24 protein-coding genes are annotated in these 22053 nt (G+C 52.5%); 16 read left to right on the plus strand and 8 right to left on the minus strand.

Going from position 1 to position 22053, the window contains the following annotated elements:
- Positions 1-512 precede the first annotated feature (512 nt).
- From ACYU70_RS21450 to ACYU70_RS21510, 13 genes are all read left to right on the plus strand, one after another.
- Positions 513-2018 carry a tellurite resistance TerB C-terminal domain-containing protein gene (locus ACYU70_RS21450; protein ID WP_342300654.1) on the plus strand — a complete coding sequence of 502 codons (1506 nt, stop codon included), beginning with the start codon at positions 513-515 and terminating at the stop codon, positions 2016-2018.
- Positions 2012-3337 carry an ATP-binding protein gene (locus ACYU70_RS21455; protein ID WP_342300656.1) on the plus strand — a complete coding sequence of 442 codons (1326 nt, stop codon included), beginning with the start codon at positions 2012-2014 and terminating at the stop codon, positions 3335-3337. The genes ACYU70_RS21450 and ACYU70_RS21455 overlap by 7 nt, the downstream gene beginning before the upstream one ends.
- Complete coding sequence (locus ACYU70_RS21460) at positions 3337-5496, plus strand: DEAD/DEAH box helicase (RefSeq protein ID WP_342300658.1); 2160 nt, start codon at positions 3337-3339, stop codon at positions 5494-5496. The genes ACYU70_RS21455 and ACYU70_RS21460 overlap by 1 nt, the downstream gene beginning before the upstream one ends.
- A 99-nt stretch (positions 5497-5595) precedes the next feature.
- Positions 5596-6405, plus strand: coding sequence for a 3'-5' exonuclease (locus tag ACYU70_RS21465; protein ID WP_342300659.1), 810 nt, complete (start codon positions 5596-5598; stop codon positions 6403-6405).
- A gap of 85 nt (positions 6406-6490) precedes the next feature.
- The gene (locus ACYU70_RS21470) at positions 6491-7141 is read left to right on the plus strand and encodes a BRCT domain-containing protein (RefSeq protein ID WP_342300661.1); all 651 of its coding nucleotides are present in this window, start codon (positions 6491-6493) and stop codon (positions 7139-7141) included.
- A 294-nt stretch (positions 7142-7435) separates the two neighbouring features.
- Positions 7436-7783, plus strand: coding sequence for a hypothetical protein (locus ACYU70_RS21475; RefSeq protein ID WP_342300663.1), 348 nt, complete (start codon positions 7436-7438; stop codon positions 7781-7783).
- Positions 7780-8829 (plus strand): type II toxin-antitoxin system antitoxin SocA domain-containing protein, encoded by a 1050-nt coding sequence (locus tag ACYU70_RS21480; protein WP_342300664.1) that lies wholly within the window; start codon positions 7780-7782, stop codon positions 8827-8829. The genes ACYU70_RS21475 and ACYU70_RS21480 overlap by 4 nt, the downstream gene beginning before the upstream one ends.
- 280 nt (positions 8830-9109) lie before the next feature.
- The gene (locus ACYU70_RS21485; protein ID WP_342300665.1) at positions 9110-9331 is read left to right on the plus strand and encodes a DUF2188 domain-containing protein; all 222 of its coding nucleotides are present in this window, start codon (positions 9110-9112) and stop codon (positions 9329-9331) included.
- 98 nt (positions 9332-9429) lie between these two features.
- Positions 9430-10044, plus strand: coding sequence for a TIR domain-containing protein (locus tag ACYU70_RS21490; RefSeq protein WP_342300666.1), 615 nt, complete (start codon positions 9430-9432; stop codon positions 10042-10044).
- 8 nt (positions 10045-10052) lie between these two features.
- The gene (locus ACYU70_RS21495) at positions 10053-11498 is read left to right on the plus strand and encodes an SIR2 family protein (protein ID WP_342300668.1); all 1446 of its coding nucleotides are present in this window, start codon (positions 10053-10055) and stop codon (positions 11496-11498) included.
- A 1-nt stretch (position 11499) separates the two neighbouring features.
- Positions 11500-11988, plus strand: coding sequence for a TIR domain-containing protein (locus ACYU70_RS21500; protein ID WP_342300670.1), 489 nt, complete (start codon positions 11500-11502; stop codon positions 11986-11988).
- Positions 11989-12088: 100 nt separating this feature from the next.
- Entirely contained in the window at positions 12089-12739 is a 651-nt protein-coding gene (locus ACYU70_RS21505) for a TIR domain-containing protein (RefSeq protein WP_342300672.1), read from the plus strand.
- A 90-nt stretch (positions 12740-12829) separates the two neighbouring features.
- Positions 12830-13435, plus strand: coding sequence for a hypothetical protein (locus tag ACYU70_RS21510; protein WP_342300674.1), 606 nt, complete (start codon positions 12830-12832; stop codon positions 13433-13435).
- 79 nt (positions 13436-13514) lie between these two features.
- Here the strand turns inward: ACYU70_RS21510 and ACYU70_RS21515 are convergent, their stop codons facing one another.
- Genes ACYU70_RS21515 through ACYU70_RS21530 form a run of 4 tightly spaced genes read right to left on the minus strand, consistent with a single transcriptional unit; the run spans position 13515 to position 16548 of the window.
- Positions 13515-14171, minus strand: coding sequence for an Nmad2 family putative nucleotide modification protein (locus ACYU70_RS21515; RefSeq protein ID WP_342300676.1), 657 nt, complete (start codon positions 14169-14171; stop codon positions 13515-13517).
- An 18-nt stretch (positions 14172-14189) separates the two neighbouring features.
- Positions 14190-14681, minus strand: coding sequence for a TIR domain-containing protein (locus ACYU70_RS21520; protein ID WP_342300678.1), 492 nt, complete (start codon positions 14679-14681; stop codon positions 14190-14192).
- Positions 14645-15661, minus strand: coding sequence for a nucleotide kinase domain-containing protein (locus ACYU70_RS21525; protein WP_342300680.1), 1017 nt, complete (start codon positions 15659-15661; stop codon positions 14645-14647). The genes ACYU70_RS21520 and ACYU70_RS21525 overlap by 37 nt, the downstream gene beginning before the upstream one ends.
- Positions 15661-16548, minus strand: a complete 888-nt coding sequence (locus tag ACYU70_RS21530) for a nucleoside triphosphate pyrophosphohydrolase family protein (protein WP_342300682.1) — start codon at positions 16546-16548, stop codon at positions 15661-15663. The genes ACYU70_RS21525 and ACYU70_RS21530 overlap by 1 nt, the downstream gene beginning before the upstream one ends.
- 188 nt (positions 16549-16736) lie before the next feature.
- Here ACYU70_RS21530 and ACYU70_RS21535 point away from each other — a divergent pair, with 188 nt between their 5' ends.
- The 3 genes from ACYU70_RS21535 to ACYU70_RS21545 all read left to right on the plus strand — a co-directional run bounded on the left by ACYU70_RS21535 (position 16737) and on the right by ACYU70_RS21545 (position 17729).
- Positions 16737-17009, plus strand: coding sequence for a hypothetical protein (locus ACYU70_RS21535; protein ID WP_342300684.1), 273 nt, complete (start codon positions 16737-16739; stop codon positions 17007-17009).
- A gap of 85 nt (positions 17010-17094) precedes the next feature.
- Positions 17095-17418: an IS1 family transposase gene (locus ACYU70_RS21540; protein WP_425293347.1), complete on the plus strand. Its 324-nt coding sequence runs from the start codon at positions 17095-17097 to the stop codon at positions 17416-17418.
- 38 nt (positions 17419-17456) lie between these two features.
- Entirely contained in the window at positions 17457-17729 is a 273-nt protein-coding gene (locus tag ACYU70_RS21545; protein ID WP_342300685.1) for a transposase, read from the plus strand.
- A 126-nt stretch (positions 17730-17855) separates the two neighbouring features.
- Here ACYU70_RS21545 and ACYU70_RS21550 read toward each other — a convergent pair whose 3' ends face one another.
- The 4 genes from ACYU70_RS21550 to ACYU70_RS21565 all read right to left on the minus strand — a co-directional run bounded on the left by ACYU70_RS21550 (position 17856) and on the right by ACYU70_RS21565 (position 21873).
- Positions 17856-18452 (minus strand): SLOG domain-containing protein, encoded by a 597-nt coding sequence (locus ACYU70_RS21550; RefSeq protein ID WP_342300687.1) that lies wholly within the window; start codon positions 18450-18452, stop codon positions 17856-17858.
- Complete coding sequence (locus tag ACYU70_RS21555) at positions 18434-19612, minus strand: toll/interleukin-1 receptor domain-containing protein (RefSeq protein WP_342300689.1); 1179 nt, start codon at positions 19610-19612, stop codon at positions 18434-18436. Before ACYU70_RS21555 ends, ACYU70_RS21550 begins: the two co-directional genes overlap by 19 nt.
- A 710-nt stretch (positions 19613-20322) precedes the next feature.
- Positions 20323-21282, minus strand: a complete 960-nt coding sequence (locus tag ACYU70_RS21560; protein ID WP_342300691.1) for a site-specific integrase — start codon at positions 21280-21282, stop codon at positions 20323-20325.
- A 285-nt stretch (positions 21283-21567) separates the two neighbouring features.
- The gene (locus tag ACYU70_RS21565; protein WP_342300693.1) at positions 21568-21873 is read right to left on the minus strand and encodes a hypothetical protein; all 306 of its coding nucleotides are present in this window, start codon (positions 21871-21873) and stop codon (positions 21568-21570) included.
- Positions 21874-22053 lie beyond the last annotated feature (180 nt).

The following is a 22053-nucleotide window of genomic DNA, read 5'->3' on the forward strand; positions in this document are numbered from 1 at the left end:
CGTTCGCGGTGCGCCATCCACCAGGCACTTAGGATATTTAGAATATTTATAAAGCACAACTACATGTTCTTGCATGCATAAGAATATGTGATGATTAGGATAAAATATTGCCTGGGTGTCGCCGGAGGATAAGTAATTCTGGCTAAAAAATGATTGCGGGTAGCGTAGCTTGGGAATCCTTTTGCATTCATCAAGTTGCTTTCCTCTACCGGATGTCTTCCGACGCTATTGCCGTTGCCTTTCTCAGTACAATTGTCATTTGCCTCGTGCGAGCCCATAAGCGCGGGCGTTCCATGGTGGGTTGGGGGCTTTTTGCCCTCTTTCTCTGGCCCTTGGCCCTGCTGGCTACATGGTTTGTCGGACCCAAAAAACGAGTAGGGGTAATCCGGCCCAATACATCCCCTGAGCCCGCCACCGCTCGCACGGCAATGCCTGTCATTAAAAGGTCAACGCCGTCCCCTCCAGCGGTTGCTTTGCTTCCCCCTACACCCTTTGCCGCTCAGCCTGATGCCATGATTATTGACGTCACAGGGCAAGACGTGCCCTTGCGCTTTCAAGTCACGGTGTCCGTGACGGAACCGGTTCGCTCACCTGCGCCGGCAACCAGCTATACGCCTCCCGATTACGGCTACGACATGCCCAAACTGGGCAAGCAGTACCGTAAAAAGCTCGACTTAACGCCGCAGCAAGTGGAGTGGCTCGACAAGTTTTGGCCACCCCATAACGTCTTTATCGAGCTAAAGGGGGGGTGCGTCGCGACGATTCAACTCTATTTGCAGGCGCTACCCGCGCTGGAAACGGCCATGCAGCGCAAGGGGGCCTCCTTAGCGGCAGTGGTGGCGCAGACCCAAGAAGAGAGCCTGCGGCTGCGAAAAACAACGCCAAATCCCTATGGCTATAGCTGGAATGAGTACGACGAGGGGTATCAGCGGGACCAGATCGAAGCCACGATCTACTCGACAATTTTCCGGCGCTGCGAAAACGTAGTGCGCGAGGCCTACGGCCATAAACGCAAGCTGGCGGCAGAATTCACCGGGATGGACGGGGCGTTGGCTGCCGGATTGGAAATGGAGCTGGGACAGTTCCTGGACGCCCTGTTGCCCAGCCTTGCGGCGACGATCAGTGCCCCCGACGAGGCCACCGAACTCGCCCTGAACTTACAGAACGTTACCCGGTGGAAGCAGCAACTTGAGCAACTCGCCGCGCACCTCAGCACCACGACGGCAGAGGCGTTTGCAGAGGGCGTGCAGCAGCTAGGGCAGCGCAACGCCCGCAACCCGGCCCTGGAGAACATCTTTTTTGAAGCCTCCAAGCTCATGGCCAGGTTTGACCGGGAAGCGGCCCTGCGCTTCTACCTGCAGTACGTGTACCACGATTTGAATTCGGTCACCATCAACAACAAGCCCTTAGCCAAGACCATCCAGAAAAGCCTGTTCCCACAGCCGGACCAGTTACAACGGTTCGAGGCAATCATCAATCAGTTGGTGCAGGATAAAAACCTGCCGCAGGCCCTGAGCCAGGTCCCAACCGTATATGCCCGCCAGCGGCGAAAAATTGAACTCGACCTGGGGGCCATCCGCGCCGTGCAGCACCAGCACGCCGGCACGGTGGAATTACTCAACGAATACTTGCAGGACGAACCGGAAACGACTGCAGCACCGGTATCCATCCCGCCACTCGCCCCGTTCGTTTCGGAAGCGCTGCCGGAAGAAGAGATTCAACTGGCGGTCCTGGCCCCGGCACCCGTCGTGACCACTACCAGCGGTGCGTTTGCCGCCGCCTGGGCATTGACCGCTACCCAGGAAGCCCTGTTGGCCCGTTTCGCAGCGCAAGAGCTGACGCTGCCGCAAGCGGAGGTGGAAGCGTTTGCCCGGCAGCACGGGGCCCTGCGCAACCAACTCATCGACAGCATCAACGAGCAATGCTACGAGCGTCTGGATGATGTCTTGATTGAAGAAGACGGCGACACTTATACCATTTACGAATCATACTACCAGCAACTGGCTACCCCATGCTAGACAACATCAAGCCCAAAGAAGCTACGGCTATCATCAATTCCCTGCTCGGGGGCGTCGTGCCTAAGGTCGGCGTGCAGCACATTACGGTGGGCCGCTCGCCCGAGATTGAGGCCTTTGTCAAGGCCCTCGACGACGTGAAGAGCGGCCACAGCATGGTCAAGTTCTGGATTGGGGACTTTGGCTCGGGCAAGTCGTTCATGCTGCACCTGCTCAACACGGTCGCGCTGAAGCAGAAGTTCGTGGTGGCCAACGCCGATTTTACGCCCGATAACCGGCTCTACGCCAACGACGGCAAGGGCGTGGCCCTGTACTCGTCCATCATGGACAACATTGCCATTCAAACCAAGCCCGAAGGCGGGGCGCTGGCCACGCTGCTGGAGAAGTGGATTGAGCAGGTCATCACCAAGACCGCCCAGGAGCAGGGCATTGCGCTGGGCGACATCCGCGACCCGCAGTACCTGCCCCGGATTCAGGCCAGCATCATGCAGACCATTCAGGAGCTGACCGACGTGGGCGGCTTTGACTTCGGCATGGTGGTGCTCAAGTACTACGAGGGCTACGTGACGGAAAACGACCTGTTGCGGCGCAATGCCCTCAAGTGGCTGAAAGGAGAGTACCGCACCAAGACCGAGGCCCGGCAGGACCTGGGCGTGCGCGAAATCATCAACGACCTGAACTACTACGACATGCTCAAGAACTTCTGCCGGTTGTTCGTGAGCATGGGCTACAGCGGGTTCATGATCAACTTGGACGAGGCCATCAACCTCTACAAAATATCCACCGCCGTGATGCGGGAGAAGAACTACGAGAAGATTCTGACTATCTACAACGACTGCTTCCAGGGCAAAGTCAGCAACTTCTTCCTCAACTTCGCCGGGACGCGCGAGGTGCTTGAGAACGACCGCCGGGGCTTGTTCAGCTACCAGGCCCTGAAGTCCCGGCTCGAAACCAACAAGTTTGAAACCGCCGGCCTGCGCGACTTCGCCCAGCCCGTCATCCGGCTGCTGCCGCTGACGCACAACGAGGTGTTCGTCCTGCTGCAGAAGCTCAAGGAAATCTTCGACTTCAATTACAAGACGCAACTCGACGTGACGGCGAATGACATTCAGGCCTTCATGGAAGAAATGTTCAACAAGCCCGGGGCCAGCGAGTTTCTGACCCCGCGCGAAGTCATCCGGGATTTTCTCAACATCCTGAGCCTGCTGCGGCAGAACCCGGGCCTGGACAAGCAGCAGTTGTTCGGCGACATTGAAATCCGTGACGAGCGCCCGAATGAGTCGGCCGTGGACCACTTGGTCGATAGCATCGAGGTGCTCTAATGTCCTTCGACCTGCTTGCCGAACCCATCCGCCGCTACGTGCGCGACCAGCGTTGGGAATCGCTACGTCCCATCCAGGCGGCGGCCATTCAGCACATTCTGGCCACGGATGATAACTACATCCTGGCCTCCCGCACGGCGTCCGGCAAAACGGAGGCGGCGTTTTTGCCCATTCTCTCGAAGGTTGACTTTCGCCAGCCCGGCGTGCGGGTGCTTTACATCTCCCCGCTGATTGCCCTCATCAACGACCAGTTCCACCGCATCGAGCAGCTATGCAAGTACCTGGATGTAAAAGTGACCAAGTGGCACGGGGAGGCCAGCCGGGCGGAGAAGAAGAAGCTCGTGCAGCAGCCCGAGGGCATTGTGCTCATCACCCCCGAATCCTTGGAAGCCATGTTTGTCAATGCTCCGTACAGCGTCCACGCGCTGTTTGAGCACTTGCAGTACGTGGTAATTGACGAAATCCACTCCTTCCTGGGCACCGACCGGGGCATTCACTTAAAATCCCTGCTTTCCCGGCTGGAAGCGGTGACGGCGGCCCGTTCTTTTGTCATTGTCGGCCTCTCGGCCACCATCGGGGACTACGCCGAGGCCAAGCGCTTCACCGGCCACGAAGAGCGCACCAAAGTGCTGCTTGACCGGGCGAGCAAGGACATGCTGACGTCGTTCCGGTATTTCAGTGGGAAGGACGATAGCGGCGACGTGCCCTTGAGTCTGTTAAAAGACTTGTATAAACAGACGAGCACCAGTAAAGTGCTCATCTTTCCCAATAGCCGGGGCCTGGCCGAAGTCATTGCCGTGAAGCTGCGGCAGATTGCCGACCGGGTCGGGGGGCACGACAAGTACTTCTCGCACCACTCCTCGGTGGACAAGGAAGTGCGCGAGTACGTGGAGCACTTCGCCAAGAACAACCAGCGCCAGCCCTTTTGCATTGCGTGTACTTCTACGCTGGAGCTGGGCATTGACATTGGCTCCGTGGAGAAGGTCGTGCAGGTTGACGCGGCACACTCTATTGCCTCGCTCATCCAGCGCGTGGGCCGCAGCGGCCGCCGGGAAGGGGAGCAGAGCGAGCTGCTGCTCTACGCCACCAAGCCCTGGAGCCTGCTGCAGTCCCTGGCCTGCTGGCTGCTCTACCAGGAAGGATTCGTCGAGCCGTTGCGCACGGCCACGAAGCCCTACGACATGGTCCTGCACCAGGCGCTCTCCATTACCAAGCAGCTCTCGGGGTGCTCGGAATCGGAATTAATAGCCCGTCTGCAGGCTAATGCGGCATTCAGCACCGTTACGGCTGCTCAGATAACCGAAATCCTGGCGGAATTGGTCCGCATCGACTGGCTGGAACGCCTGCCCCAGGAGCTGATTATTGGGGTGGAAGGCGAGTTTACCGTCAATTCCCGGGACTTCTACAGTGTGTTCCAGACCGAGTCGGCCTTCAAGGTGCAGCACGCGGGCAAAACCATTGGGGAAATACCGCTTACGCCGCAGGTGCGGGAAGACGAAAACCTGCTGCTGGCGGCCAAGATTTGGAAAATCAAGTACATCGACGTGCCCACGAAGAAAATCGAGGTCATTCCCACCCATGACGGCAAGCGGCCCATCTTTTTGGGCGGTGGTGGGGTAGTTGATGCCAGGGTGCGGGAGAAAATGCTCCAGCTGCTTCGCACGGCCAGCATCCACCCCGAGTTGGACGCGGCCAGTCAACAGGAGCTGCGGGAGCTGCGGCAGGAATTCGCTGGCTTTGGCCTCACGGACGATGCTCACGAGCGCCCCGTGCAGATCAAGGAGGAGAAGCTAGTGCTCTACACGTTCACCAGCACCAAGATTAACCGCAGCCTAGTCTTCCTGTTGAACGCGCTGGACGTATCCGTGCCCTACGACTACGACGAGTCCACCAGTAGCTTCACCCTCACGCTGCCGCCGGCCCGGTTGCCCGAATTGCTGGAGCAATTGCGGCTGTATGCGCAGGACGTGGAGGTGCACCTGCTCGCGGCCATCCAGGAGAATCCCGGGTTGCTGGATTTTGCCAAGTGGGGCGCCTCTTTGCCGATTTATTACCAGAGCGAAGTGCTCAAGGAACGCTACTTCGACTTTGACGGGACTGCGACCTTTCTGCAGGAACTGCGGCCCGTCTTTTCCAGCGAAGCAATAGCGGCTACCTAAGCCGAAAAACGTCATGGTGAATGGTCCGAATCGTCGTTCGCTCTCCCACTTCCTTTCCTGCCCTGTCTTTCTCCCCCGCCTTTTCACCTTACCCTCTGCATGCTAAAACTGACGCGTCCCCTGGCCATTTATGACCTGGAAACCACCGGCACCAACCCGGTAAGCGACCGGATTGTCGAAATCTCCATTCTGAAGGTTTTCCCGGATGGGACGCGGGAAGTAAGAACCCGCAAGCTGAACCCCGAGCAGCTCATCCCCAGCGAAGCCACGGCCGTGCATGGCATTACCGACGCCGACGTCGCGGAACAACCTCTCTTCAGGCAAATTGCCAAGGGGCTTTTCAGCTACCTGTCCGACTGTGATTTGTGCACCTTTAACGGGAAGCGCTTCGATGTGCCGCTTTTAGCGGAAGAGTTTGCGCGGGTACAACTGGACTTTCCGGGCCGGGATGTGGCCATCGTCGACGTGTTTGATATCTATCGCATCTTGAACCCGCGGAGTTTATCGGCCGCCGTGCTGCAATACCTGAACCGGGAGCACACCCTGGCCCACTCGGCCGAAGCCGATACGACCGTGACCTTTGAGCTGTTGGAAGCCATGATTAGGGGGCCCTTGACCACTTTCGTCGGAGAGGATAAGAAAATCACGGCCGAAGAGCTCTTCTGTCCCAGTGGGCTCTGCGACTTCGGCGACGGCATCCATCATGGGCGCTCGCGCTCGGTGCGCATTGACCCCGCCGGCAAACTCGTGCGCAACCCCGAAGGGGCTATTGTCTGGAATTTTGGCAAGCATACCGGACTGCCAGTCATCAAAACCGACACGGGATTTATCAATTGGCTGCTGAACAATGACTTTCCGGAGACAACTAAAATAACGGTGCGGAAAGTAGTCGCAGGCGCCGTGGTCTAAGGCGCCGTAGTCGCAGTCCGCAACAGCGTGTTTAGTGACATAAGTTTTTAATAAATCAACCTTTCATTTAGCTACTCACAAACGTATGGCGAGTCAATTTACCCCCAGCGATGCCCATGGCCAGCCCGTCCGCCTCTTCCATCGGGCGAACAATAGCGCGAAAGCCGTTGACCAACTTGTCGGCATCTGCACCGGCATCCTGGCCGATGGCGAAGTGAACGAAAACGAAGCCATTTTCTTCGCCGAGTGGGTGCGCAAGCACGCGCCGGCGGAACCGGTCTGGCCCTTTACGGATGTCCTCCACCGCATTGAGCGCATTTTTGCGGATGGCGTCTGCGACGCGGAAGAACGCGGGGAACTGAAAGGCGTGATGGAGGCGCTCTGCGGGTTCACGGAAGAGCCGGTGCCGATGGCCGAGAATCTGTCGACATCGCTGCCGCTGTGCATGCCCCAGCCGTACCCCTTGGTATTTGCGAACCAGCAGTTCGTCGTGACCGGGAAGTTTGCCTATGGCGCTCGTTCCGCGGTATTCGATGCCATTTCCGCCCTGGGTGGGCTACCGACCGATTCCGCGCCAACCCGGACCACCAACTATGTGGTTATTGGGGTATTTGCCAGTCGGGATTGGATCAATACCAGCCACGGCCGAAAAATTGAGAAGGCTGTTGAATTGCGCGGAAAGGGAACGGGCATCAACATCATTTCAGAAGAACACTGGAAGCAGTTTGTGCAGTAAAGGCTCCGGGCATAGGTGATGAGTTCAGTTTAGGCTAGCTGCGGTCGACGTACCAGGCACCGGTAAGTGAGGATAATGAGCAGCTATGAATGAGTTGCGGGCTGGTGGCGCGGGTAGATGACAAGCCTAACAGCGCCTGAATTTTTTACAGGGTTGACTAACGGCTGGATTGCCCTTTCATGTGCTTAAAAGGGTTTGATAACCTATTATTCTTAAACATCCACTAAAAAGTGGAACTTTGCGTACAGCGTATTATCTTTGATACCCGAAGCCCCCTCAACTACCCTACTGGAGGTGGAAAGCTATTTACTGGCCTTCCAGACCAAACTGAGTGTTTTCAGCGTCGTTTTCCTCGACCGTGATAAAAACAGCACCAAGACCTTACTTAAGCTGGGAATCTCGGGCGATAACCGCCTGGCCTGTCTGCGCGAGCTGGTGCCCACCGATTACGTGCAAGGTCCAACGCCCAACCAGCAGCCCACGGAAGCTCCGCTGTGGGTATTTGGCCGCACGATCCGGCGGCACGAAATCTATATCAAGGTGACGCTGGGCCGGCCCAATGGCTCGGTCTTGTGCATCTCATTCCATCTGGCTGAGCACCCGCTCAGCTACCCATTCAAATCCGCATCCGCCAACTCATGATACAGACCCGAATTCCCAGTCCCCTGGCCGACGGTTACGCAGAGCTGCGCCAGGAACCCGATATGCAGTCCTTCCGCAAGGAGGAGTTTAGCTACATGTACCATTGCTACGAGTGCGAGGTCACGAAAGAGCGTTTCACGACGCCCGAGTTGGACAACCTCAACACCTCGCAGATTTACAACCAGTACCGGGAGAAGCATCAGTTTATGTTTCCGCAGCAGATTACGGCCATGCGGGAGCGGTACGGTCTGACGGCGGCCCGCATGGCGCTGGTATTGGACTTTGGCCCCAACCAGTACACCAATTACGAGAACGGCGAAATGCCCAGCGCTTCCAACGCCAAGATTCTGCGGCTGGCCAGCGACCCGGTGACGTTCCTGAGCATCGTGCGCGACAAGAAGGACGAACTGCGGGTGAACGAGTACGAAAAGCTGCGCCGCCACCTCGATACCCTGATTGATGAGGCGCAGACCCCACAGCGAATCGGCGGGTTGGTGGTGCGTAGCGCCGCTCAGGTTGCGCCTGACCCTGACGAGTACACGGGGTATGTGCTGCCCGATTCGGACAAGTTCGCGGAGCTGGTGCTATTCTTCTTCAGCCATCTGGATAATCTATTCAAAGTGAAGCTGCTGAAACTGCTGTTCTACTGCGATTTTCAGCACTATCGACTAACGGCCCATGCCATTACGGGCCAACGCTATCGCGCCATTCAGCACGGGCCGGTGCCGCAGGAATACGGCCAGCGGCTACAGGAAATGGTTCAGGAAGGATTGCTAACGGCCAGCTTCCACGAAAGCATGGTGCACAGCGCCGACAATAGTCCGGTGCTGGTGTACAAGGCAACGCGGAAGGCCAATCTGGAAGTCTTTACCGATTCAGAGCGGCAGGTGATTGAGCAGGTATACCAGAAGCTGGGCAAGAAAAGCCGAGCGGAGCTGGAAAGCCTGAGTCATACCGAGCAGGCCTGGAAAGATAATAATGCCCAGAATGGGCGCATCAGTTACCAAGAATACGCCTACGACTTGCGGTCATTGCCGCTCGCGTAGGCGTTTTGTTTTACCCTTTAGCGTTATTGAATGGCTACGCATTAAACAAAAACAGTCGCCGCAGGCCGCGGCGACTGACGAAGAGAAAAGTAATTTACGATTGGACCCGTGGTTACTATGGCCGGGAATTGCTCCCCGGTGTCTTCTCCCTTCAATTTTTAAGTGAGAGCGCAAAGGTAGCGGCATCCCGTTACGGAACAAGACTTTGCCCTGTTGCGAGGCCCGGCGTTGCACACCCCCCGTTACCGGGTGGGCAGAACCCTTTTTGCCTATACGTAACATGCCTAAAAACACACATGTGGTGCCCCGCCCAACTGGCTGGGGCGTTATCACCGAAGGAGCCAGCCGCGCCGGCGTGGTCACTCAAACACAGGCCGAGGCTATTGCCATAGCTCGCCAACTCTCCATTAACCGGGGCAGCGAAATGCTGGTTCACGGGGAAAACGGCCGCATCCGGGCTCGAAACAGCTATGGCAACGACCCGACGCGCAGCAAAGGCTAGAGTGGAAGCTCCCCATTACTGCCACAACATATAGTGGGGGCTTTTTCTTGCTCCAATGCGGGCATTTCATAACTTCTTTTCGTCACCCCCCTGCCATCATGGCTCTTTTCACCGAGCAACAAATCCTTAATCGTGTACGCAGCCAGAGTGTAAGTGGCTTAGGCAGCGTCAACGAGAGCGTCAAAGCCAATGTGCTTTTGAGCGAAGCCCGAACCTTTCAGAACAGCACTCAGGGAGTGCAAAAGACTTACGACATTTTTTTGTCACACAGCACAAACGATTCCCCCAAGGTAGCGGGGCTGAAGCTACTCTTGGAAGACTTGGGCTTCAGTGTGTACGTGGACTGGATTGAAGACCCGCAGATGAACCGGTCGAATGTAACTAAGGCCACCGCAGCTGTATTAAAAGCGCGAATGCACTCCTGCAAGTCACTTTTTTATGCCTTCTCTGAAAACTCATCAGGTTCCAAATGGATGCCTTGGGAATTAGGCTATTTCGACGGCGTGAAGCAGAAGGCAGCGGTGCTTCCAATTAAATCCAACGCACAGGACACAAACGAATTTCAAGGCACTGAATACTTGGGCCTTTATCACTATATCACGGTGCAAGATGATATGACTGGAAGAAGACGGCTTTGGGTGCGCGAGAGTAGCACTAAATACGTCGTATACGAAGACTGGCTCGATAACAACCAACAGCCTACTCAACGCTAATAAAGACTATGATGACGCATGAACAAGAACGATTCGTCAAGGATTTCGTCGAGCACCTATTTGCAGGTGATGCCGGCATTTTTGCTGGAGCTGGCTTATCGGCTGGGGCTGGCTTTGTGAACTGGGCGGGCCTACTGGCTGATGTTGCCGAGGACTTGGAGCTCCAGATTGACCGCGAAACAGACCTTATTTCGCTGGCTCAGTTTCACATCAACGCCAAAGGGCGCAATAAGATAAACCAGAAGATTCTCGAGGAATTCACTTCTGAGGTGGAGGAGACGGAGAATCATCGTATTCTGGCCCGATTGCCTATTGGCACTATCTGGACCACCAACTACGATACGCTGATTGAGGATTCCATCAAGAAAGCGGGCAAGCTCGCCGATGTTAAGCATACCGTACCGCAGCTGGCCAACAGCAAGCCCAAAAAGGACGTGACAGTGTATAAAATGCACGGCGATGTCAACCATCCGAACGATGCCATCATCACGAAAGATGATTACGAGACCTATCATGTCAAATACCAGCCCTATGTGACAGCGCTCAGCAGCGACCTTATCACAAAAACATTCCTATTCCTTGGTTTCAGCTTCACCGACCCCAATCTGGATTACATTCTGAGCCGGGTTCGGATGAATTTTGAAAAGAACTTCAAGAACCACTATTGCTTCATTCGCAAGGTGAAGATGGGAGAAAAAGGCTCGGAAGAGGAAGCCGATTTCAAATACAATAGCCGGCGGCAGGCATTGATGATAAACGACTTGAAGCGGTTTCACATCGAAGCCATCCTAATTGACGAGTACGCAGACATCACGGCGATCTTAAATGAAGTAGAGCGGCAATACAAACGCAAAACTGTGCTTATTTCGGGTAGTGCTGAAGATTACGGCGCTTACGACCGCAACGAAGCCATTGGCTTCATTCACAAGCTCAGCGGCGAGTTGGTGAAAAGCAGCTTCACGATTGTGAACGGCTTTGGATGGGGAGTAGGCAGCGCGGTCATCAACGGAGCGCTGGAAGTAATCCATAAACAGCCAGGCAAATTCAGCGAAAGCCAATTGGTGATGCGGCCGTTTCCACAATTCGAAACAGGGAAACAGAAACTGCCTGAGTTATGGCACGACTACCGGGTGCGGATGACGACCTACGCAGGTGTGGCTGTTTTTCTATTCGGCAACAAGGGAGTGGACGGGAAGGTCGTGTCGGCCGATGGCGTCCGCAAGGAATTTGACATTGCCCACGCGCAAGGCCTCGTGCTACTGCCCGTCGGGGCGACTGGCTACATGGCTCACACCCTGTGGGAAGAAGTAATGGCTGATTACGCGAAATACTACCCTACTGCGCCAGCTGAGTTTCGACCAATGCTTGAAAAGCTGGGCGACGAGTCGCTGCCGTTGCCGGCCCACATCGATACTATTAAGCTAATTTTGACCCTATTCAATCGCCCGAGCTAATATGGCACGCAACGTTTACTTCAGCTTTCATTACCAGCGCGACATCTTCCGGGTGCAAACAGTGCGCAACGCATGGGTTTGTTATCCATCCAACCGGCACGCAGGCTATTTCGACCATGGCCTTTGGGAAGAAGCAAAAACCAAAGGAGCTGCCGTCATCCGCAAAATGATTGACGAAGGCATGCAGCAGACAGGCGTAACGGTGGTGCTCATCGGAGCAGAAACGGCCAGCCGCCAATGGGTCGACTACGAAATCCGACGCAGCATCGAGTTGGGCAAAGGACTGGTAGGCATCCGCATCAACAATATCGATTCCATGGGAAGAGGTATTGATTACGCGGGCACCAATCCATTCAACGCCTACGGCCCTCATTCTGGCAACAGTCTCCGCACGGCCTACGAGGTGCCGATTTATGACTGGATACACGACCAGGGATACCGAAACTTTGGCGCTTGGGTAGAAGCCGCTGCAGTAAGGGCGGGACGCTAAAGTGATTTTGGATACGCAGTTTCTCTCCTTGGTTTCTGCATAAATGATTTTGCGGGCGGGAAAATAGGCCAGGAGAATCACCCAATCAATATCTGTCAAAATGGCTCGCACCACTTTTTTTAGCTTTCACTACAAGGACGTTGAGTCGTTTCGCGTCAACGTTGTGCGCAATAGTAGCATGTTCAAAAAGCCAGGAGATACCTCAAAGGTCATCGATGGTTCTATTTGGGAAGAGGCCGAGCTGAAAGGGGATGCGGCGCTTATCAGGTTGGTGAATGAAAATCTGGTTGGAACAAGTGTAACGGCCGTATTGATTGGGACAGAGACGCATAGCCGCCGCTGGGTTAAATATGAGCTAGTTAAAAGCTTTGTGAGCGGCAACGCCATTCTGGGGGTAAACCTGAACCGCATCCGTGAGCGGGAAACCAGCAGCATCACCCCCAAAGGACTCAATCCATTGGACCGCCTAGCCATCTATGTGCCCGACGATTATAGGACGCTCACATTTCTTGAATTAGTGAACGGGCGCTGGCAAACATTTGCGCTCTTGCCCCAAGTACTTAACCGTAAAAGCAATTCGATTTATTTCGAAAAATCCTTGAGGGCTTACTTGGGCATGGTTGGAGACCAGGACCGTAAGATTCGCTTTTCAGCCCTATTCGATACATTTTGCTGGAAAACGGACGATGGCTATAACAACCTAGCATCTTGGGCAGAAGATGCACTAGCCAAAAAAACGCACCAGCTCTAATCGGCCGTTGCATACGGTTTGCAGTATCGCTCAACCTTTCCCGTCTCGTTGCCATCAGCACTACAACGGAAAAATATTACCTGATTAAATATGGCACTAATCACACAGCAACAGATTTTGAAAAACTATAACCCACCGTTTGCAAAATCCATGAATGAGTCGGTGAGCGAAGCAGCAGCAGCCAGACTTCAAAGGTCGGCTACCAAAGCTTTCAGCATCACCGAGCACTACGACGTTTTTTTGTGTCACGCATTCAAAGATGCGCAATACGTGGAGGCAATTAAAGAATTCCTGGAATCCCACGGCCTGATGGTTTACGTTGACTGGATTGATGACCCGCAGTTAAATCGGACACGCGTGACACCCGCAACCGCTGCTAAATTGCGCGGCGCAATGCGCCGCAGCACGAGCCTGCTCTACGCGGCATCCGTAAATGCTTCCGTATCCAAATGGATGCCTTGGGAGTTAGGTTACAGCGATGCTTTTCACGGCCGGGTTGCCATCCTGCCACTCGCAGATGAAAACGGGTTGGTTGAGGCTTACCAAGGGCAGGAATTCATGGGGATTTACCCCTATGTTGACGATGATGAAAGCGGAATGCTATTTCTCAATAGTCAACAAGAGTCCAGAAATGTGCCAATCCAAACTTGGCTTCAAGGGCGCGGAAATTCAAGTCTTCAACTGATAAAAGGATAACAGTTGGGCTGTCATAAATTGACATCAAGCTTGAATTGATGATAGCCGAGAAGTCATTTCGGTCAGGATATGCCGAGAACTAGCTCATGCGGTTCGTTTCCACAGAATAATGGCCGGTGCTCTTATCAAAATTGAATGGGTCGGCTAATACCAAGTTGAGTGAATCGGCATGCTCCCTTTCAATCCACTGGATAAGAGGTTCCGCAGCAGGGTGTGGAAAGACCCGGTGGTCTATAGCATTCACGTAGCCAATTGCCGAAAGCATCCCGTCAGGTAGTGCAACGGCTGAACTACCAAAGTAATAGAAATAGGTGGATACCAAGACATTCCTAGAGCTGGTGTCGCGCCCAAGGTTATACTCATTAAGGCTACCATCAGGCTCACTATGATGGGATGGTGCTTGATGCCACGACGCATCTTCATCCAAATAATAGATGTTGTCTCCCACCATCATTTTCCTGCTGCCATTGCGCACGGGTTTCTTGTCATGAAATTCCGGGTCAAGCCAGTATTCATTGAACGTTAGCTTGTTAGTGACTTTCATGGCAAAAATACATTTGCCGGTCGCTTTCAATCGTTGCCCTCCTAAACCGATAACCCAGTCACCAATCTGGGCCGTACTCCGGATTCGAGGCTTGCAAGTGGCCAGCGTACACACCCCATGGAAAGGATTAGGCGCGAATCCTAGGTCGCGGTCGACGACATATAGATATACTTGTGGCAGTTTGCGCGGCATTGGGTGAAATGTTGGTAGTTAGCACTTATAGGTGTCACTCTGCGAGGAGCTGCGGAGGGCTCCGGCAGGGGTTTGGTAAGTAGTGGCCCCATCAATAGCTCCCATAATGCTCGCGGTGTTCCATTTAACGATGGTGGAACTGTACTTCGCCAGACTCGGGGGAATATCGGCTTCGGTGCCACCACGCAGGAATACCCCCACAATTCGCTTACCCTGCTCATTAGCCTTGTCAATCTCCCAGTTAACCCAGGGCCGGGTATGCGTGTCTTTTCCAATCAAGACCACTACAGTTCCAGCCCAGGAAATTTTCATGCGCAGGATGCGTGCAATTGTGGCATCGCTTACCCGCTTTTCGTCCATCCTTCGCTGGTTTTCGGGCTTTAGCCGAACGGAGCTGTTTCGAATGTCGTGCCCGTTCCCAGCAAGCAGATTAGTAAGTTCGGTTACTTTGGCATCGTCCTGGTGATGATGGCTTATGAAAACATGGCGACGTTTGCTTCCTGTAGGCATTGCTGGGGGAGTTTATCATTGATTTCCCACTTAGGCGGGAAAAAGAGCGGCAAAGGAGCATTACTGGCCGTAAATTTCTGTTTGATGCGGGTCCGGCCGGATTTTCCCGTGATATCAGGATGAGTGCCTCGCAAGTACTTATCTACTTCGCAAAACAAATTTTGACAATCAATAAGTTGCAGGTTCCTGCCCCACAGCGTGGGCAACGGCAGGGCCAACTGATTACACGCTTCCCCTTGCTCGTCCGTCATCATTTTGATGGTGTCCTCAAAAGAATAATCTCCGAGAGAATCGAAGCATTTCAAGATGCCATTTTTGGCACCTGGACCCGCAATGACGAAATCCATCTCAGAAAAATTGGTAAGTGGGCTGTAATTTAAGTCAATTGCATATTGAAAAGCTAAGAAAGGGCCCAAAGAAGGGTAGGATAAAAGCATTTCATAGACTGCTTGCAAGCTTTGGCAGCTTTCCAAAGAGGCATACAGTTTATCTTTTATCATGCGGTCTAGTAAGGCCAGATGATTGCTGTGCTTTAATTTGTAGCCAAACACATTTCCAGCAGAAGGCATGATGTAAGCAGCAGAATACACCTTGTACTTCATTGCCATCCGCGAGGTTAGCAATTGGTCGTAGTGGTCAACAGTGAACGAGTTGATATTTATGCCACCAGTTTCCTTTTCCAGGTATTTGTAAGTTTCAATTCGATTAAAAATTTTGAAAAGCAGCGTCTTGAAAAAGACATTTCTGGCATCATAATCCTCCTCATACTGTAGGTTAATCAGGTATTGACTTACACGGTCTGAAGCACGGAAAATATTGGTAAAACGATTAGCTGACAATACCGGGTCATTGGTCCAAGGACCTTGAGACATGTTAAGACGGCGGGTAAAGATATCGTTACGATTTACCGCAAACTGCCAATAAATGGGGTAAAGAGCCGATTTTTTCGGTTTTGAAAGGCGCGTGAAATGAGTTGGCATTATTTTCCTAAGTAGATAAGCTTACGTTCTGCGGGTGACACCAGTACTCGCCCCCCCTGGTTCTCAACTACCTGATGAAATACCTTATAGGATTCTATAATCGTTTTCTCCCATTGAAACGAAGTAACCGTCGCAACTTCCAAGTCAATTACGAGTTGCCTGATGCTATTGAGCAAATCGGTGTCTATTCTATCACTTTCACGAAGCATTTTATTTCCTTTTGCATAATTATAAATGATTAGGGTAATTGCCTCTTCGGCTACTTGTGGCCGGCCTCTGTCTTCTGCATCGAGGGTTAAGGAGTCGCTTTTGCGTTTTAACTTCATCAAATGCCGTAGTACGGGAGACCAGCCCAGAAACGCAATGTGCCCCAAGTGAAACACGTCGTGGTACCGATATTGATTGGGAATTCGGGCGTTGTCAGTCAAGGCATCGCCTAAATCCACTGATTCAGCAGGTGGTTCTTTCTCCCAGACCATTCTTACTGTCAACAGAGTGTCTTGAACTTCTTCAATAAAGTTGATGACAAAGGAGTTCGGGAATTGCTCTGCGTACTGCTCGTCAAATCGTGGAATGTCCAACAAGTGAATTTCCTGGAACCGGTCAGTTGTTTTGGCAAGGTTGCGCTCGGCTATCTCATCCAAGGAGAGCTGATAATGAGACGCGATTGCGGAGATATACCACAGAACATCTCCCAACTCTTCGGCAAGCTTATCCGGAAAGCTGCCAAAGCCTTTTCCATCACGGATTGCCTTTTTTAAGAGCGTAAGCACTGAGCCAGCTTCGCCGGCCAGGCCAAGATAACCCATGAAAAAATGCTCTTGGTCAGCGGAAGTGTACCTCTGGACTGTTGAAACGGCCCGTTCTTGGTACTCCTGAAGAGTCATATAGGATAGAAAAATGGTGATTAGCCAGTCGCGGCTACCTCAATGTAAGGAGCAAGTGCTTGAAGGTAATGCATGCGAAGTGTTTCGGTAGTCGGTAGCACCTTTGGCGGTGGTCTAACTCATGTGAATAGCGTATAGGCCCTATGCTAATCACGATTCACTTGTGCGGGCGTTGTCCAAGTGAGCACATGCGCAAAAACGGCAGCAATGGCGGACGTGCCAAATATCAATGTGCCAAATGCGGTTACCATGGCTACTTGCAGCCTGCAGCGCCGGCGGCCCGCTACGCGCAAGTGGAGAAGCTGCTGGCAGAGCGCAACTCACAGCGCAGTATCGTGCGGGCCACGGGCGTTTCCCGCATGACCGTGGCCAATCTGGCAAAAAAAAGCGCAATCAGCCAGCCCACCGCTGCCGCGCCGGCGGCCGAAATAAGCCCAGCGCAAGCGTTGGGAAGTACTTGAACTGGATGAAATGTGGACGTTTGTGGGCTGCAAATAACGAAAAGTATGGCTGTGGCTAGCCGTCGAGCGGGCCAGCCGACGCATCGTGGCCTGGGTGCTGGGCACGCGTGGTACGGCCACCTGCCGCCGGCTCTGGGCCGCGTTGCCAGCCCGCTATCGTTGCCACTGCTGGTATCATACCGACGAGTGGCCGGCCTACGCCGCCGTGCTGCCGCCGCACGCGCACCGGCGCGACGAGCCGGGCCAAACCAACGTGGTCGAAGCCCTCAACTGCTCCTTGCGCCAGCGCTGCGGCGTGCTGGTGCGCAAATCCTGTTCGTTCAGCAAGTCATTGAGCATGCACCAAGCACGTATCAAAATTGCCATTAACCAGCATAGCGCCTCAGTCACATTGTATGAGGTATTCTAGGTAAAACGGACAGTGAGAAGTCTAAACTTTCACTGCCCATGACCGAGAAACTGAATTCTGGTGGAATCCCCACTACCCGAAAAAAATACACACCGGCCTTTAAGGCGGAGTGCGTGCGCCAAGTGGCCGCTGGTGCCCGGCAAAGCGACGTGGCCCGTGCCCAGGGCATTTCGCCCGCACTGCTGGGTCGCTGGCAGCGCCAAGCCTTGGAAGCAGCCGTGCCCAGCAGCGCGGAGCGCGATGAAATCAGGCAACTACGGGCCGCGCTCAAACGCGTGGAAATAGAGCGCGATATTTTAAAAAAGTCGTGACCATCTTTTCCCAACCGCCTCATTCATGAGCTGATACGCCTTTATCGCGGCCTGCGCCGAGCCTTGGCAGGTGCAACTGCTGTGCCAGGTGCTGAGCGTGAGCTCAGCCGGCTACCACCCCATATTCTAAATTTGTTCTAATAACAAATTTTGAAACAAGGACATGTACCCATAATCTTTCAATAATCTTGGGTTCTTGAATTTGACAGGGAGCTTATTGTCGTATACAACTTTTGTCGCTGCCCCAGTGCTTGCTATAGGTAGTATTAGGGCGCTAGGATGCATTTCTACAAACATCTTATACTCGTCTTCAATACCATCCATGCCACCTATAAAAACAGCTGCTGAGAACTGGTTCTCGGAAAGCATTTGTTCTCTCATTAGCCCAATGCTGGCAAGAATATCCTTACCCTTTGGGGTGAATATGACGTTTTCGAATTTGTTATTGTCGTCAGGGAAAGAACCTTCAAACCAAAGGGATTGATACAGTTTTACATGCTCCTGTATATTTAATCCTAGGCGCTCCATTACATAATAAATTAATGGAGTTATCGAAGGATGGCCGCCCCAGACTAACACATGTTTAGGAAGAACTACAGTTGTTAATGCAATTATCGCATCTCTTACCGCAGTTATATCTACAGTGTTAAAATACTTTGCGTTCCGGCCTGGCAAGGGAATACTTGCAGATAAAAAAACCTTTTTTAGTTGTTCTGAAGCCATGATTTGAATTCTTGCTTTTTCAATGTTTTAACATCTATGTTGAGATTTTTATTCAGCCAGTCCAAATGTTCAATCCACTTCTCCCTTATGCGTAAGTCATCGTATATTAACCGAATACTGACTTTTCCGGAACTCATTTCATTTTTTATCTCTGCAGTTTGACAGCTTGTCGATTGCGGTATGCCGATAGTTGGAATGAAAATTCGTCGCTTTCCCAATGGAAGTTCTTCAGTTAAAAACCTTTCTGGCTGAACAACAATAGTTTTCCCAAGACTACTAGCTATGTTCCTAAAATCCGTTATCAAGCTATCTTGTCTAGCAGCTAGGTTCCTTGCTCTAATTGACTCGACATCTTTAATTAGTTCGTTAATGACACTCTGTTTCAGCTTAGACTTGTCTTTGTCATTGTAAATATCATCTTCAAAGTCAGATTCAGTTAGTTGCTTAGGATAGCTGATATGGGTAGTACTGTCATCCTTTAAATCATGATGTGGCCATACGAGCTGAACTATTCCAATTTGTTTTGCTCCAGCTTCAGCAAACTCTTCTTTACACCAGTAACTTGTTGAAAAATCAGGTGTATTTAATAGTACAATAACGTCGCAGTCAGTCATACGGTGCCAAAGCTCATCTTGGAAAGGGGCTCCTTTGGGGACTGAATGTGTATCCAAAAACACATCAAAATTGTGCGCTTCTAAAGACTCAAATAACTGGATGGCAACAGATGTTGATTCACTTCTTCTATAGCTGATAAATACTTTTCTCTCACTTCTTAATAAGCCAAATGATTCAAGTGCAGTACTAACTATCTTTTCCCTCTCAATCTCGTTGTACTGAATACCATTTTGGTTTGCTAAAATTCCAGGTATCTCTCTTGAAAATGATTCATCATTAAAATAAATTGGTAAAATCATGGACCCATCTTTTATAAGTAAATCGGTCAATTCTAGGTCTTCATGATTGCCATCTATGTTCCCAAAATAAAATACGAAGCAAGGTTGGTTGCCCATATATTCATCTTGAAAATTGTTTCTATCTATGCATTTGTAAGCATCTATAGGAAGATTTAGCTCTTTGAATCTTTCATCAAATAAATTGAGGATTTCTTTGGCAGCTTCTGCGTTGCTTCCAAGAGTTACTAACTGGTACTTATATTTCATTATGTTTAAATTGGTTTTGTTTTGACTGTCGTATACTGGCTATCCGGGACTTGCTTCAATTCGAGTCGAGGCGTTGCCATATCCAATTGGCTGGGTGGCAATATCGATGTTTCTAGCTGCTTTCTCTCAGCTTACTAGTATAAACACTCTATCAGCTTGACATTAAGTTTGATAAATTTTACTTCTGGTAGTTTCATACAATTCCAACTATACAATGCCTATTGGTGACATCAACTGCAAAAATACTTGATTGGAGTTCTTGCGGACGGTGCCATCGCAGATAATTCAAACCAAATGAGCAGACCACCTGGCCTGCTCGTTTCATTTCACCCTACACCTCAAAGTGCGGCTGGTCCTTATAGTGCCCCGGAAAATTACCACCCTAGTGCACCCGCGCCTCGGCCGCCTTCATCAGTCGCGCAAACTTGCCCAGCAGGGTAGTGGAGCAGTTCACTCAGCGCCCGACTCGGCAACGCGTTGTAATTGCTTTCCCCGCCGCGCTTATAAGTCATAATGAGCCCCGGCGCCGACCGGCCGGGCGTGTATAATTCGTCCTGCCGCGCCGTGCTCCTATACCTTTCCGTCACAAACAGCAGCCCCAGCACCATCATTGCTGGTCTGCAATTTCTGGAGTATTGGCCAGCAACATAAACAGGGCAAATGGCCTATCGCAACCATTTTACATCTTGTAAAGGAACGTCCTTGGTATGTTACAAGCCTAATTCCTTGGCCGCATTATGCTGCTGCACATTGTCCAGCCGGGTGTAGCGCCGAATCATGGCACTGGTCTTGTGCTTGGTCTGGTTCATGATTTTGCTGTCGTCGGCCCCGTTGAGCTTGGCCACCGTCACAAAAGAAGCCCGCAAGGAGTGCGCCGTATAGCCCGGCCCCAGGTAACGCTGCACCAGCGTGTTGATGGTCTGGTCCGACAGCCGATTAGTCGTGAGGCGGTTGCCCTTGCGTAACATGACAAACACCGGTCCTTCGTTACGCTCTAACAACTCCAGCCACGCCCTGAGAGAGCGAATCGGACACACGGCGGGCTCAGGGGAGTAGAAAATGGCCTTTTCCTCGTAGTCGCCCAATTGGTTGGTTTTGCTCTTGCCCAGCGAGACAATGAGGCAATCCTCCGCAAAGCGCAGGTCCTGCACGTTGAGCGCGGTCAGCTCCGAGCGGCGAAAGGCCCCGGTGAAGCCCAGCAGCAGAATGGCCCGGTCGCGCAGCCCGGCCACGGTTTCGACAGCCAGGCCGCGAACCAGCTGTTTGAGCTGCGCCACCGAAAAGGCCGGGGCCTGTTTCTGGCGCACGCCGTGCACCCGGCGCACGCCGTCCATAAAAATCTTAAACTGCTTGTCGTCCGTGGGCGAATCGACGCCGCGCACCGCGTGGGCCTTGCTGATGGCCGCGCAGTGCTGCTCCAGGGTGCCGACCTTTTTGCCGGTGTCGGCCAGGTGGGCACAGAATCCCACCAACGCATCGACCGCCGCCGGCAAGGGCTCGAACCCATGCGCGGTGCACCAGGTGCTGAAGCGCTTCAGGTGGGCGGCGTAGGCCCGGGCCGTATTCGGGGCGCCGGTCAGCCCGGCCTCGACGTAGCGGGCAGCCGCGCCGGTGTGGTGCGCCAGCCCGTGGCCGACGGGATTCATGGTAAGGGCAACGGAGTTTTCCATGCAGCCTATATATAAGGTATACTTGCCCGGTTTGGGGTTGGGTCCGCAAGATAGCAGATAGGTAGTGATAAAACTTACTAATCGATACCTATTGTCAAACGAACAAGGCCGCCATTTGTCGTGCCATTTAGGTATCATAAGTAACAATTATGATGTCTAAAATGATGTCTAAACTTTAGGCAAGTCGTCAATCGGGCTGAGCATGGGGATTCGCCACGGGAGGTTCATCGTGCCAAAACAGATTCACTGGTGTCTCGCTCCAGACCGCGGGTAGTCAATGCCGGCTCAGGAGCGACGTGGTGGAATTTTCACAACATGCGCCAGTTTCTTGTAGGGGTTATCCATGGTTTGGCGACACCCTTCCATGATAGAGTCCACTTCGACGTGCAAGTCAGTGCCAGCACTCGGAATGCCTCGGGCAAAGCGCAGAATTTCGGATGCCTTGTCGCGCACGGCTTGTTCCTGGTTCGTGTAATTGCTATGCCGTGGCCGCGTACTCGGAATGGCCTGCTGGAGTCGGGCTAGGTCATTGTAATGTTCGTGGAGGTCGAGCACTTGATTGTAAATGGCGTTGTACACGGAATCGGACATAGCAACGAGGCGAAAAGCTTGTAAATGCAGTGTGTTGTTAAAGATATACCAAGCCGAGTTGAGAAGTTACAAGAGGTTAGTTAATGTATACTATACGTATCATTAGGGCTAAAATACCTACTTAATGCATCTTGTAAGTATCATTAACTGCGAATCCGTTTTATGAACAATTTCCCTGTT

The sequence above is a fragment of the Hymenobacter segetis genome (assembly GCF_054776495.1).